Origin of the sequence: Hydrogenovibrio sp. 3SP14C1 (genome assembly GCF_029625905.1) — a bacterium.
In the GTDB taxonomy this organism is placed as follows: Bacteria; Pseudomonadota; Gammaproteobacteria; order Thiomicrospirales; family Thiomicrospiraceae; genus Hydrogenovibrio.
The window spans coordinates 25404-39320 of sequence record NZ_JARTLM010000009.1 but is presented as its reverse complement, the minus strand read 5'-3'; the positions used below and the strand labels follow the sequence as shown (position 1 = coordinate 39320).

Genomic DNA, 13917 nt, shown 5'->3' with positions numbered 1-13917 from the left:
ATTATGGTAACATTATTTGGTTTTTCAAGACGGATCAGGTAGGTATTTCATTGAACGCGACCAACGCACAAGAAGCAGATGTACTCGTTATCGGAAGCGGCATTGCAGGACTCTCTATTGCACTTAAATTAGCCCGACATTACTCGGTCACCTTAATTGCAAAAGCATCCTTGCAAGAAGGCAGCTCCGCTTATGCCCAAGGGGGCATTGCTGCGGTACTGGATCCTTTTGATTCTGTTGAGTCTCATATTAAAGACACCATGAATGCCGGCGCGGGATTATGTGATAAAAAAACCGTCCGTATGGTCGCCGAAAAAGGCGTTCAATCTATCTATGAATTAATTGAGATGGGCGTCCCTTTCAGCAAACAGGCGCAATCAGACAGTTACCACCTGACAAAAGAAGGGGGTCACAGCCATCGTCGCGTTATTCATGCTGCCGACCATACCGGAAAAACAGTCACAGAAACATTAGTCGACCTGGTCAAAAACACACCCAACATTACCATGATGCCAAACCATATGACGGTCGATTTAATTTTAAATCGAGACCGCACGCGCTGTATTGGCTGTTATGTATTGAACCAATCCAACAATCATGTCAAAACCCTTTTGGCACAATACACCGTTTTAGCCACGGGCGGAGCAAGTAAAACCTATCTGTACACCAGTAACCCTGACACTTCAACCGGGGATGGCATTGCGATGGCTTGGCGAGCGGGCTGTTCGGTGACGAATATGGAATTCAATCAGTTTCATCCTACTTGTTTGTTTCATCCAAAAGATCGTTCTTTCTTAATTTCTGAAGCCGTTCGAGGGGAAGGCGGTATCTTGAAATTACCGTCAGGTGAAGCATTCATGTCAAAGTATGATAAGCGTGCAGACTTAGCGCCAAGAGACATTGTCGCCCGAGCCATCGACCAAGAAATGAAAAAGCACGGGATTGATTGCGTCTATTTAGACATTTCTCATAAAGATGCTGAGTTTATCATTCATCATTTTCCGACCATTTATGCCCGTTGCTTAAAAGTCGGCATCGACATCACAAAAGAAGCCATTCCTGTTGTGCCTGCCGCGCATTATACCTGTGGCGGCATTTCAACCGATCTTAATGGACAAACAGACCTGAGCAACCTATTTGCCATCGGGGAAACTGCTTACACGGGGTTACATGGTGCGAACCGATTAGCCAGTAACTCTTTAGTTGAAGGATTGGTGTTTGCGGAAACCGCTTATCAAGCCATTCATAAAGCCTTTGATATCCAACACCCTATTCAAAAAGAAACCATTAAAGATTGGGATGATCGTTACGTCACCGCTCCGAAAGAAAAGATCCTGATCAGTCATGACTGGGACGAGGTTCGACGCCTGATGTGGGATTATGTCGGAATCGTAAGAACTGATAAACGTCTCAGGCGTGCGTTGAAACGTATTAAGGTTTTGAAAGAAGAAATCAACGAATACTATCGAGCACACACACTAAACTCAGATTTGCTTGAGCTTAGAAACCTCGCCCAAGTGGCTGAGTTAATGGTTAAAAGCGCATTGAGGCGTAAAGAGAGTCGCGGACTTAATTACAATCTAGATTACCCAGAAATGAAAAAGCGCAGTCGCCCAACAATTCTAAGACCTAAAAAAACAAAACCCACTTAAAAGTGGGTTTTTATCAACACGTTCGATGTATTATCGACTAGCCATTTCGTAACGGCACCGACTCATCCGAATTCGCAACCTGTTCAATCAAACCTTCCGAAGCCAATTTATCAATATCAATCACGATAACCATTCGCCCTTTTGAGCTTTTAGACATTCCGATTTCTTTCGGGTCTTCTTTATGGTCATCCGCAGCTTCAGGGTCTTTAATCGTAGTTAACCCTTGAATGTACTGACTATCAATAGAATTTGAAATATCAGGTGGCGATTGCAACGCATTCATATCAAATTGATGCACATCAGACACTGCATCCACCACCAGCCCAACAATTCTTTCTCCTTGGCTCGTGGCAATATTCACCACAATCACCACCGTAGTTGCACTAAACTCGGCCGCCATTTTAAAACGCTCTCGCAAATCTAAAATCGGCACAATCGTTCCACGGATATCAATCACCCCTTTCACAAAGCTCGGCACATTCGGAAGAGGGTTAGGCTCTTGCCACCCACGAATTTCTTGCACACGATCAATCGCAATCGCAAATTCTTCTTTTCTCAGTTTAAAGGTTAAAAACTCTTTATTTTGTTCCGACACTTCGTTTCTCCAAAATCCTACTTTATATAAAAGATATTACCGACTCCGCTATAGATTATCAATCACTAAATTTCTTACTTCATTTTAAATGCATACCAAAGTCAGCGCACGGTTCAACAACCACCCCTTATCAATGTATAATACGCGTAACACTCAATCCAAGGAATAACTATGAACGCAGATTGGAAAGCCTTTTTAACCGACAAAGGAGCGGTTTTTAAAGACAACGACGAAATCACCACCTTTGGTCAACCTGATATCGAACGCTTTATGGTCAAAAACGGCCCGGTTATCGCCAACTTGGCGCATCAAGCTTTAATTAAAGTGACCGGAGAAGAAGCGTTTGACTTTCTTCAAGGGCAGCTAACCAATGATTTAAAAGAAGTTTCTGATCAACAAGCACAACTGACTGCTTACTGCGAACCGCAAGGTAAAGTGCTTGCGATTATGACGATTTTCAAACAGCAAGATGCTTTTTATCTGAGCTTTGATGGATCATTAAAACAAGCCATTCTACAACGTTTAACCATGTTTAAAATGCGTTCAAAAGTTGAGTTGGAAGAGGTTTCTAAGCAAATGATCCAAGTGGGGTATGCCGGTGAATTCGCTGATCTTGATGTACAACGCCTGCTTTCAACCAAAATCAAAAACCTTTATGAAGCAGAACATATTCAAGAAGACGATTTATCAGACATTATCGCCATCAAATTGCCTGGACCTTACCACTGTTACAGTTTCTTTGGGCCTGTTGAGCAAACCAAAGTCTTAGTGGATATCTTAAAAAACAATGGCGAGTTCACCAACACACAAGACTGGAACTTACTGCACATTGTCAGTGGACAACCTCAAGTCAACGAAACCACTTCGAATGAATTTATCGCCCAGTTTTTGAACTTGGATAAACTCAATTCCATCAACTTTAAAAAAGGGTGTTTTCCAGGGCAAGAAGTTATCGCGCGCATGTTCTATCGTGGAAAAGCCACCAAACGTATGATGCGCCTTCATATGGAAGAGGTTCTTTCGTTGCAGCCAGGTGAAACCTTCAAACTCACTGATGAAGCGGATAAAAATTATAAATTTACAACGGTGTCGTCTGCGCCGGATATCTATGAAGGCACAGTTTGTTTAGCCGTCACCACAATAAAACCGCTTGAAAGCGTTCAAGGACAATTAAAAACCGAAAATGGCGCCATCGCTACGATCGAGCCACTGCCTTACGATTTAACGGACGACTAACCCCCCCCATGAAAAACAGCCAGGCCTGGCTGTTTTTTTCAGTCTTGTTCACACACATCTAAAAACAAAAAAGCCGCATTTCTGCGGCTTTTTTATTGCGTTCAAACTGACTTTTAGTCGGCTTGTCTCATATGCGGGAACAACAAGACATCACGAATGGTTGGTTTGTCGGTAAACAACATGACCAAACGATCAATCCCGATGCCTTCCCCTGCGGTTGGCGGCATACCGTGCTCAAGCGCTACAATATAATCTTCATCATAGTGCATCGCTTCATCATCACCGGCATCTTTTGCTTCAACCTGCGCTTTAAAACGCTCTGCCTGGTCTTCTGCATCATTCAACTCGTTAAAGCCGTTCGCCAGCTCACGTCCGCCAATGAATAATTCAAAACGATCGGTGATAAACGGATTCTCATCATTACGACGCGCCAACGGAGATACTTCCGCCGGATACTCTGTAATGAACGTTGGGTCCATCAGTTTTTCTTCTGCCGTTTCTTCAAAGATTTCCGTCCAGATTTTACCTAGCCCGTAACTGTCTTCAACATGAACATTCAACGATTTTGCTAACGCACGTGCTGACTCTAAATCGTCCAGATTTGCTGCCGAGGTACTTGGATTGTATTTCAAAATTGCATCTTTCATCGTTAAACGCGCAAACGGCTTACCGAAGTCAAATACTTGACCTTGATAAGGTACTTGCGATGAACCCACTGTCATTTCTGCCAGTTCTTTCAACAACTCTTCGGTGTAATCCATCAACTGGTTGTAATCCGTATAGGCCGAATAAAACTCAACCATGGTGAATTCTGGGTTATGGCGTGTTGACAGCCCTTCATTACGGAAGCTTCGGTTAATTTCAAAGACTTTTTCAAAGCCACCTACAACCAAGCGCTTTAGATAAAGCTCAGGGGCAATGCGTAAATAAAGCGGCATATCCAACGCGTTATGATGCGTATGGAACGGTTTTGCCGTTGCACCACCAGGAATCACATGCATCATAGGCGTTTCAACTTCCATAAACCCTTTTTGAATCAAGAAGTGACGCACATGCTGCACAATTTTTGAACGAATCATAAAGGTATCGCGACTTTCTTCGTTCACAATCAAATCCACATAACGCTGGCGGTATTTAATTTCCTGATCTTGCAAGCCGTGGAACTTATCCGGTAAAGGACGCAATGACTTGGTAATCAATTCAATATGTTCAACATGAACCGACAATTCACCCGTATTGGTTTTGAATAAATACCCTTCAGCCCCAACGATGTCACCCAAATCCCATTTTTTGAACTGTGTATTGTAGAACCCTTCTGGCAACTCATCACGCGTCACGTAAATCTGGATGCGACCATGTGTATCCTGCAAAGTCGCAAAACTGGCTTTCCCCATGATACGGCGCAACAACATACGACCCGCAACCTTGACACGAACCGGCTCCATTTCAGCCAGTTCTTCTTTACTGAATGCATTGTATTGTTCATGCAAGTCACTAGACACGTCGTTACGTCTAAACGTATTCGGATAAGAATGACCGGATTCACGTAAAGCGGCTAACTTTGCACGTCTTTCCGCAATGATTTTGTTTTCATCGACTTCTGGAGTTGGGTTTTCAGGGTTTGCCATGTTGCTTCCTATTCAATACTTAGTAGTTAGTTAGGGGGTGAATTCTATTTTTATCATTCTCCCAGGCCTGGGAGATTTTTCATTATGTGTCTATGTTATACGCCGGCTTTTAGATTTGGAATAATAAACTGATCCAAATCTCCATCCAACACTGCGTTGGTGTTACCCGTTTCAACATTTGTTCTTAAATCTTTAATACGCCCGGAATCCAATACATAAGAGCGGATCTGACTTCCCCAGCCAATGTCCGATTTATTTTCTTCCATTTCTTGCTTCTCAGCATTTCGGCTCAACATTTCAAGCTCATATAACTTAGCGCGCAGCTGTTTCATAGCTTCCGCTTTGTTTTGATGCTGCGAACGCCCATTTTGACATTGTGTCACGGTATTGGTGGGTAAATGTGTAATTCGAACAGCTGATTCGGTTTTGTTTACGTGCTGACCACCGGCACCACTGGCACGGTATACATCGATACGTAAATCGGCCGGGTTGATTTCAACCTCAAAACTGTCATCAATTTCAGGCGAGATAAACACCGAGGCAAACGAGGTATGGCGTCGGTTACCCGAATCAAAAGGTGATTTACGAACCAGACGATGTACCCCGGTTTCCGTTCTTAGCCATCCGAAAGCATAATCGCCTTGTACATGAATGGTGGCGCCTTTGATACCAGCCACATCACCCGCCGATATTTCTAAAATCTCAGCTTTAAAGCCGTGGCTTTCCGCCCAGCGCAAATACATCCGTAAGATAATATTCGCCCAATCTTGCGCTTCGGTTCCACCTGAGCCTGATTGAATTTCTAAATAACAGTTATTAGCATCCAATTCACCGGAGAACATACGCTGGAATTCAAGTTGACCCAGTTTTTCTTCCAGGCGCGCTAATTCAGAGACAACTTCATCGACCATTTCTTGGTCGGCATCCATTTCTGCCATCTCTAAAATTTCATGCGCCGATTCTAAGCTGCTTTCCAAGTCTTGAATCGTTTCCACAACATTATCAAGTTGTGACTTTTCTTTTCCTAACGCTTGCGCACGCTCAGGTTCATTCCAAACCGTCGGGTCTTCTAATTCGCGCTCAACTTCAACCAATCTTTCTTGCTTGGTATCATAGTCAAAGATACCCCCTAAGCACTTCGGTGCGCTCAGTAAAATCTTTGATCTGGGTGTAAATTGGATTTAATTCCATAACTTTTTATAGGCTTTCATCGTAAAAGCGGAATAATACCATTTTTCACCTTTATTATCAGCAGTGTAACGCGACATTTTTCGCTTTTACCTAAACCCTTGCTTTTGTTTGGCATCCGACTTCTTTTACTTAAGTTTTTAGAAAAATGGCCGTTAACATTACCAGAGAAAATACTTTCTTAATCGTTCATTTATCGATAAGATAAGTATTAAACACAATAAATACAAAACCTTATAAGATTTCTCTACTTTAAACGGAACTTTAAAAACAAGAAAATATGCCTTCCGTTTGATTTTTAATATTGCCAGAAAAGGAAATCGCTATGCCTATCTCAAACATCCCTCCCGGGTTAATGGCTTACCAAAAGCTTGCGGGACATGACAACCGAAACGAACAAGCTCAGTCGGCTAATAAATCAGAGCAACACCCTGGACAAGGTCAAATTAAAGCCGATCAAATGACGATTCGAAATGAACGACAAGCCAGTTTAGTGGCACACTTGTTTGGCGATTCAAGCAAAGCGATTGAAAACTCGCTTAAAATGACTTTTCAAGCGGCCATTGAAAAACTCAATGAAACACTGACACCCGAGCTTGGCGAAAACTCTATCAGCCAAGAAGCTTTGAAAAAGCAAGGCGGCATGGAATATTGGACGCCAGAAAACACTGCCGGCAGAATCGTCAGTGGCGCCTCTGCTTTCTTGCCCGCTTTTCAAAAAGCTCACCCTGAATTGGAAGGCGAAGCTTTAATGCAGGAATTCATGAGTGTGGTTGGCGGTGGCCTGCAGCAAGGGTTTGATGAAGCCAAAGGCATTCTAGGTGATCTAAATGTGTTTGAAGGTAAGGTGAAAGATACCTTTTCTGCGACAACGGATTTGGTCTCAAAAGGCATGGAAAACTTCAGACGAGAGTTTTTAGGCTTACCGCCTTTAGAGGATGAAGCAGAAATGACCGATTCAGCGAAAGAAGAGCAGGCCTCTTCAGAGTATAACGCTTAACAAATAATTCAACGTCACCAAAAAACCCCCTACTAAAGGAGCTTTTTTATATAACACGCTTTTATTCTAAAACAGCCAGGCCTGGCTGTTTTTTTAACCACGCTGTTTAAACCTTTTAGGCTTTAACACCATAAGCTGCTTGCAAAGTATTCTGCAACAACGTCGCAATGGTCATTGGACCAACTCCACCCGGAACCGGCGTAATCCAGCTGGCCTTTTCTTTGGCTTTGTCATACTCCACGTCACCACATAAGGAACCATCGTCAAGACGATTTATTCCCACATCAATCACAATTGCGCCGTCTTTAATCCAATCGCCTTTTACCATGTTCGGTATCCCAACACCGACCACGACTAAATCAGCTTCCGCAACCTTTTGCGGTAAATCTTTTGTCGCACTGTGACAAACCGTGACCGTTGCGCGCTCATTCAACAGTTCCAATGCCATCGGTACCCCCACGATATTTGAAGCGCCAACCACAACCGCATTCAAACCGCGTAATGGAATCCCTGTTTTCGCCAACATCGTCATCACCCCATGTGGCGTACAAGGTGCCAGTTCAGGCAAGCGCGTCGCTAAACGCCCCATGTTATATGGGTGAAACCCATCCACATCTTTTTTCGGATCAATACGCTCAATAATTTCTTCCGGATCAATATGGTCTGGTACAGGCAGTTGCACAATAATGCCATGTACATCTTCACGCGCATTCAGCTCATCAATCTTAGCCAACAACTCGGCTTGAGACGTTTCAGCAGGTAATACCATCGACACATCATTAAACCCAGCTTTGTCACAAGCAATCTTTTTATTTTTAACATACACTTGTGATGCAGGGTCTTCTCCAACCAGAATAACCGCAAGTCCAGGAGGCACTTTTCCTTTTGCAACCTGCGCTTCAACTTCTTGCTGAATCGACTCTCTTAACTCCAATGCGATGGCTTTTCCATCCAAAATCTGTGCTGACATATTGATATCCTTATAAAACGTCACGGAATGCCGATATGATAACTGATTTCGATTTCCGTGTAACAAAACTCAATGCAAAAAATTTTTAATAAAAGCCAACTTTAGTTATTGACAGCTTCACGTTCGCTCTATACAATACGCCGCATCTTTCGGAGTATAGCGCAGTTTGGTAGCGCACCTGTTTTGGGTACAGGTGGTCGGGGGTTCAAATCCCTCTACTCCGACCAATTTTCTGATATTTGTGAAGCATTTAAGCCTAACAAATTTCAAAAAAACTGCGACTTAGCTCGCAACCCCCCAGCATGACTGAGCGCCCATAGCTCAACTGGATAGAGCATCGCCCTTCTAAGGCGAGGGTTTCAGGTTCGAGTCCTGATGGGCGTACCATTAAATTTAGTTTTATACCATGGCGGATGTAGCTCAGTTGGTAGAGCCCAGGATTGTGATTCCTGTTGTCGCGGGTTCAATCCCCGTCATTCGCCCCATTTTTCTTCCTCTTTCCTTTTTAGATAAACCACCACTAAACGGTTTAGTTTCTAAACTTTATTATTTTTGTTGTCTTCAAAACATAAAATCTTTTAAATCGCTTGTGTATAGCTCTAAGCGTGTCGATCACTGGCCAATAGAGAGTACAACTCATTTTCTTGAGCAAAATGCAATTTTAAAATAGCACTCAGACTATAAAGTACACCAATCATAGCATTGCGTTGCTGCTCATCATGCGGTTGATTCACCAGCGACAAATATTGATTACAAAGCTGAAGAATTTCGCCATGTGTTCGACTTAACATTGCCATGGGATCATTGCCCACCATTTTATGGGCTAATTCAGGGTGCAACTGTCGCTCATCTATTTGCTCATGCGGTATTAGCTTTTGTTCAATCATTCGTGCCAGCTCTGTCATTTCTTCAGTAGCGACGCTTTGTTGACTGGCTAAACGATCTGCCAGTTGACGAATTTGGTCTAGCGTAGACTGTAAATCAGCATGCTCTTTTTGCAGCTTTTCTTCCTGTTCAACATTAAGTATATTGTAATGCCCCGCGGGAAGACGCAACGCTCGAAGCGCATTAATAATGACTAATACATCAATCCCTTCCTGCAACAGTGCCCCAACCAACGGGGTAAGATACCCAAATGCGGCAAACAACATAGCAATAATAGATAATGCCATCCCCACCACCACACTTTGTTTAGCAATCATTTGGCTCCGCCGCGCAATCCGCAATCCATCGGCTAAAACATCAATCCGCTCTACCATTAGCACGGCATCAGCAGCCTCCGAACTTGCGCCAGACCCACCAGCCCCCATTGCAACCCCAATATCAGCAATGGCCAACGCAGGCGCATCATTAACGCCATCCCCGACCATCATTGTGACCCCTTGCTGCCTTTCCTGACGAACAATCTTTACTTTATCGTCCGGATGAAGCCCTGCATAAACGTGATCCATGCCGAGTGCATGTCCGATACTTTTTGCAATCTCAACTTGATCACCGCTGGCCATCGAAAGACTCTGAATACCAGAGGCACGTAGACTTCTTAAAGCTCGCGGGGTATCTGAGCGGATTTCATCTTGCAAAATCAGAGCGCCTCGAACCTGATGGTCTACAGATACAAGCAGTAACATTTGACCATTATGACTGGAACGTTTAAGCAATGAAGCAATCCAATCTGGTGCAGGTGTCTGGTTTGAGTCTAAAACCCATGAAGATTGACCAATCATAACCTGCTGGTCATTGATCATCCCCTGCACCCCGTTTCCAGCGACATCCTCAACGTGTTTTGGAATGATGAGAGGCAGACTTCGTTGTTTAGCGGACTCGACAATCGCGTTTGAAACCACGTGAAAAGATGCTTGTTCGAGAGAAGCCGCCAGTTGGAGTATTTCTTCATGGCTAAAGGTGTCATCCGTCTCAATATCAACCAGCCTTGGGTTACCCGTCGTCAAGGTTCCGGTTTTATCTAAAATGATACGTTCACTGTTAGCCAGAGCCTCCAGTGCTGCGCCATTCTTGATCAACAAACCTTGTCGAGCAGCAGTGGATATCCCTGCGACCATCGCAATTGGAGCTGCAAGAATCAGCGGACAAGGTGTCGCCACCACCAAAACGGCGAGCGCTCTTACTGGGTCTCCTGAAAACAGCCAAGCCCCACCTGCCACCATTAATGTTAGCGGGATAAACCATAAAGCATAGCGATCAGCCATGCGGGTAAAAGGGGCTTTGCCCTTTTGTGCTTCTTGTACAAGGCGAACAATACCTGCATAGGCACTGTTAGCGGCATCATGAACCGTTATTAAATCAAAAGGCTGCCCTATATTCAGCGTCCCACTACTGGCCGCTTGCCCTTCAGTATGCGTCACTGGGAGTGATTCCCCTGTCAGAGAGGATTCATCCAATGTTGCAGTACTGCCAGAAACATAACCATCAACAGGTAGAACGGCACCTGTTTTAATGACCAGTCGATCTCCCGGCTGAAGCTGGGAAACCGGCACACTTTCAAGAGTTCCGTTCACATAACGATCTGCCATCGTCGGCACTCGACTGAGTAATGCAGTCAATTCCCGTTTGGCACGGTTGGCAGCATATTGCTCAAGAGACTGCCCACTGGCATACATAAGTGTAATAACGGCTGCTGCAAGGTATTCAGCCAACAGAAGCGCACCGCCGATTGCAAGCGCCGCTATAAAATCCACACCAAGATTTTTATGACGCAGACTTTTAATGATATCCCAGACCACCCAAATTAGTACCGGGGTAACCCCTATAATCCAAGCTTTATCGGCCAAGCTCGCTTCATCAAAAACATAACGTGCTATCACACCGAACAGAGTCGCGAAAAATATCCAAAGTAAAATCGCATGTTTTAATCGGTGCATTTAAAGACTCCTAATCAAATGCGAATGGAAGAAGCCATAAAGAAGAAGCATGATTTGCATAACCGCTTACACCTTGTTACTCATAACGTTGGCGACGTTGAATTTACATGTTCTGATTATGACACTTATTAACGATACAGTCTTTGATATGTGCCACCGGACACAACCAAATCTTCATGGCTGCCGGACTCGATAATATGGCCGTCTTCAAACACCAAAATGCGATCGGCCTGTTTAATGGAACTTAAACGATGAGCAACAATCAGTGTCGTACGTCCTTTTAGAAAAGGCGCTAAATCAACATATAACTTACGTTCGGTTTCCATATCCAGAGCTGAAGTCGCTTCATCCATAATCACGACTTTCGGGTCTTGTAAGATCATCCGCGCAATGGCCAGTCTTTGTCGTTGCCCCCCTGATAGTTTGATGCCATTTCGCCCTACCATCGTTTCAAGTTGGAACTCTAATGCTTCAATCACCTCTTTTAACTGCGCCATTTCTAACGCTTGCCACAATTTCTCATCCGGTAAATCCTGGCCTAGAGACAAATTAAAGCGAACACTCTGTTGAAATAACACAGGTTGCTGCAACACGGTTGCGACATTTTCGCGCACCCGTTGCTGACCAATTTCTTTAATGGAAATTCTGTTATAGCAAATATCACCAGATTCCTGCTCATAAAAACCAAGTAACAATTGCACTAAAGTGGTTTTTCCTCCGCCACTTGCGCCGACAAATGCTAACTTTTCACCCGGTTCAATCGTAAAGTTCAGGTTATGCAATACAGCTTCTTCTTTGCCTGGATAACGGAAAAAAACATTTCTGACTTCAACGGAGACGTCCTCGGCATCAAAAGGATTCTTTAACGCCGGGTAACGCGGTTCTTGCTTTAAATCCAGTACTTGATTGATGCGTTGTAAAGCGCCACTACCGGCACTGTAAGAATATTGAATCGCCAAGATTTCCTGGACGGGTCCCATCATAAACCAGAGATACCCGAAAACCGCCATCATTTCCCCGATAGAGAGATTGGAAAAGACGACCATCAGAAAACTGACGCCTCGGAAGATATCAAATCCAATCAGGAAAATAAGAAAAGAAAGACGACTGGCCGCTTCCGACTTCCAAGTGAAAGCTTCTGAGTGACGTTTAATCTCATAAGCGCTGCCGCGAATACGCTGAAAAAAAGGATTATCTTGATTGGCAGCTCTCACTTGTTGTAATGCATCAAGTGTTTCTGACAGGGATTGCTGAAAGGCATCTATTGCAGTGTTTTCATCTTTTTTCAGTGTTTTCACCTTACGCCCCATCCGCATCGTAAAATACACCACTACCGGGTTCATAAATAAAATAAACAGTGCCAATTCCCAATGTAGCCACAACAAGACGGCCGTCACCCCGACTAAAGAAAATACCGCTAAAATGAGTTTTCCTACCGTGGTACCGAGAAAAGTATCGAGCGTATTAACATCATTCACCATGGTTGCGGTCACACTGCCACTTCCCATGGTTTCATATTGCGACATGGCAACGCCTTGAATACGAGCTAATAAGTCGGTTCGGATTCGATAGGTGACTTCTTTGGAGATTAAGGTAAATTGCTGGACCTGCAAGACCCCGAATGCGACACCCAAAATGCGCAAGAAGATTGTGACGAGCGTCACGATTAAAATATACCCTAAGGCTGTTTGCCAGTTGTCTGGAATGAAGTTATTGAGTGTGTGAATAATCCAACCAGGTTGATTCAGCAAAACTTCATCAACCAAAAGCGGTAACAATAGAGGTAATGGTACAGTCGCCATCATCGCAAAAAGCGCAATAATGTGTGCTTTGATCAAGCGGGGTTTATGTTGTACCACCAAATCAAAAATACGCTGCCAGCTATAGGCCGATTGGGTTGATTGAGTGTCTTTTAAAGAACCTTCACTTTCTTCCACAACATTTCGATCTTGAGAAAAGTCATCAGGTGAAATGTTACTGGATGATCGACTCATAACTTAAAGAGCTTTTTGAAGTTTTCAGTCGTTGCGTTTGCCACGTCTTCTACGGATAAACCTCTTAGCTGAGCAATTTCTTCAACCACATAACGCGTATACGCCGGTTGATTAGTTTTACCACGATAAGGCGTGGGGGCTAAATAAGGCGAGTCAGTTTCCACTAAGATTCGATCCAATGGCACGGCTTTCGCCACTTCCTTAAGCTCTTTAGCATTTTTAAAGGTCACAATCCCCGAAAATGAAATATAAAAGCCTAATGCCATAGCAGCTTCAGCAGTTTCAATATCTTCTACAAAGCAGTGCATAATGCCGCCCACTTGATCGGCACCTTCTTCTTTTAAGATTTTTAAACAATCGGGTGTGGAGTATCGGGTATGAATAATCAAAGGTTTGTCGAGCTGAATCGCCAACCGAATCATTTGGCGGAAACGGTCAGCTTGCCAAGTCATATCTTCTTTTTCGGCATCGAAATGATAGTAATCCAACCCCACTTCACCAATCGCTAATACTTTTGGGTGCTTTGCAGCTTTAAGCACAGCGTCATCCGTCACTACTACATCTTGAGTTTCACATGGATGAACACCAATTGCAGCATAGACTTCTTCATGCGTTTCAGCCAAGGCTAAGACTTCATGCCATTGCTCAGGACCAATCGCAATACACATCATTTTATCAACACCCAGCTCATGAGCCTGCTGAATCAATTCTTCCGTTGTACCAATTTCTTCTGGCAAAATATTTAAATGACAGTGGGAATCAATAATCATAAAAC

10 protein-coding genes and 3 tRNA genes are annotated in these 13917 nt (G+C 43.8%); 6 read left to right on the top strand and 7 right to left on the bottom strand.

Annotated features, from left to right (window positions below; translation table 11 throughout):
* The first annotated feature begins 50 nt into the window (after positions 1–50).
* Positions 51–1652: an L-aspartate oxidase gene (gene nadB, locus P8629_RS08700; RefSeq protein WP_278165740.1), complete on the top strand. Its 1602-nt coding sequence runs from the start codon at positions 51–53 to the stop codon at positions 1650–1652.
* A 37-nt stretch (positions 1653–1689) separates the two neighbouring features.
* On the opposite strand, the gene P8629_RS08695 is transcribed toward nadB, so the two are convergent.
* Positions 1690–2247, bottom strand: coding sequence for a chemotaxis protein CheW (locus P8629_RS08695; RefSeq protein WP_278165739.1), 558 nt, complete (start codon positions 2245–2247; stop codon positions 1690–1692).
* A 171-nt stretch (positions 2248–2418) separates the two neighbouring features.
* On the opposite strand from P8629_RS08695, the gene ygfZ reads away from it, so the two are divergent.
* Positions 2419–3483 (top strand): CAF17-like 4Fe-4S cluster assembly/insertion protein YgfZ, encoded by a 1065-nt coding sequence (gene ygfZ, locus P8629_RS08690; RefSeq protein WP_278165738.1) that lies wholly within the window; start codon positions 2419–2421, stop codon positions 3481–3483.
* 113 nt (positions 3484–3596) lie between these two features.
* On the opposite strand, the gene lysS is transcribed toward ygfZ, so the two are convergent.
* Positions 3597–5111, bottom strand: a complete 1515-nt coding sequence (gene lysS / locus P8629_RS08685) for a lysine--tRNA ligase (protein WP_278165737.1) — start codon at positions 5109–5111, stop codon at positions 3597–3599.
* Positions 5112–5206: 95 nt separating this feature from the next.
* Positions 5207–6302 (bottom strand): peptide chain release factor 2 gene (gene prfB, locus P8629_RS08680; protein ID WP_278165736.1). Its coding sequence is split into 2 segments (ribosomal slippage): positions 5207–6229 and positions 6231–6302, totalling 1095 coding nucleotides; the frame shifts between segments, so codons are not numbered across the junction.
* A gap of 322 nt (positions 6303–6624) precedes the next feature.
* Here prfB and P8629_RS08675 point away from each other — a divergent pair.
* Positions 6625–7299, top strand: coding sequence for a DUF5610 domain-containing protein (locus tag P8629_RS08675; RefSeq protein ID WP_278165735.1), 675 nt, complete (start codon positions 6625–6627; stop codon positions 7297–7299).
* A 115-nt stretch (positions 7300–7414) separates the two neighbouring features.
* Here P8629_RS08675 and folD read toward each other — a convergent pair whose 3' ends face one another.
* Positions 7415–8269, bottom strand: coding sequence for a bifunctional methylenetetrahydrofolate dehydrogenase/methenyltetrahydrofolate cyclohydrolase FolD (gene folD / locus P8629_RS08670; protein WP_278165734.1), 855 nt, complete (start codon positions 8267–8269; stop codon positions 7415–7417).
* Positions 8270–8419: 150 nt separating this feature from the next.
* Between folD and P8629_RS08665 the strand changes: the two genes are divergently transcribed.
* The 3 genes from P8629_RS08665 to P8629_RS08655 all read left to right on the top strand — a co-directional run bounded on the left by P8629_RS08665 (position 8420) and on the right by P8629_RS08655 (position 8754).
* A tRNA-Pro gene (locus P8629_RS08665) sits at positions 8420–8496 on the top strand.
* Positions 8497–8579: 83 nt separating this feature from the next.
* Positions 8580–8656, top strand: a tRNA-Arg gene (locus tag P8629_RS08660).
* A gap of 22 nt (positions 8657–8678) precedes the next feature.
* Positions 8679–8754: transfer RNA gene (locus P8629_RS08655), tRNA-His, on the top strand.
* 114 nt (positions 8755–8868) lie between these two features.
* Here P8629_RS08655 and P8629_RS08650 read toward each other — a convergent pair.
* From P8629_RS08650 to P8629_RS08640, 3 genes are all read right to left on the bottom strand, one after another.
* A complete protein-coding gene (locus tag P8629_RS08650; RefSeq protein WP_278165733.1) occupies positions 8869–11148 on the bottom strand; it encodes a heavy metal translocating P-type ATPase in 2280 nt (759 codons plus the stop codon).
* Between the two features lie 128 nt (positions 11149–11276).
* Entirely contained in the window at positions 11277–13142 is a 1866-nt protein-coding gene (locus tag P8629_RS08645; RefSeq protein WP_278165732.1) for an ABC transporter ATP-binding protein, read from the bottom strand.
* Entirely contained in the window at positions 13139–13912 is a 774-nt protein-coding gene (locus tag P8629_RS08640; RefSeq protein WP_278165731.1) for a TatD family hydrolase, read from the bottom strand. The genes P8629_RS08645 and P8629_RS08640 overlap by 4 nt, the downstream gene beginning before the upstream one ends.
* Positions 13913–13917: the final 5 nt, after the last annotated feature.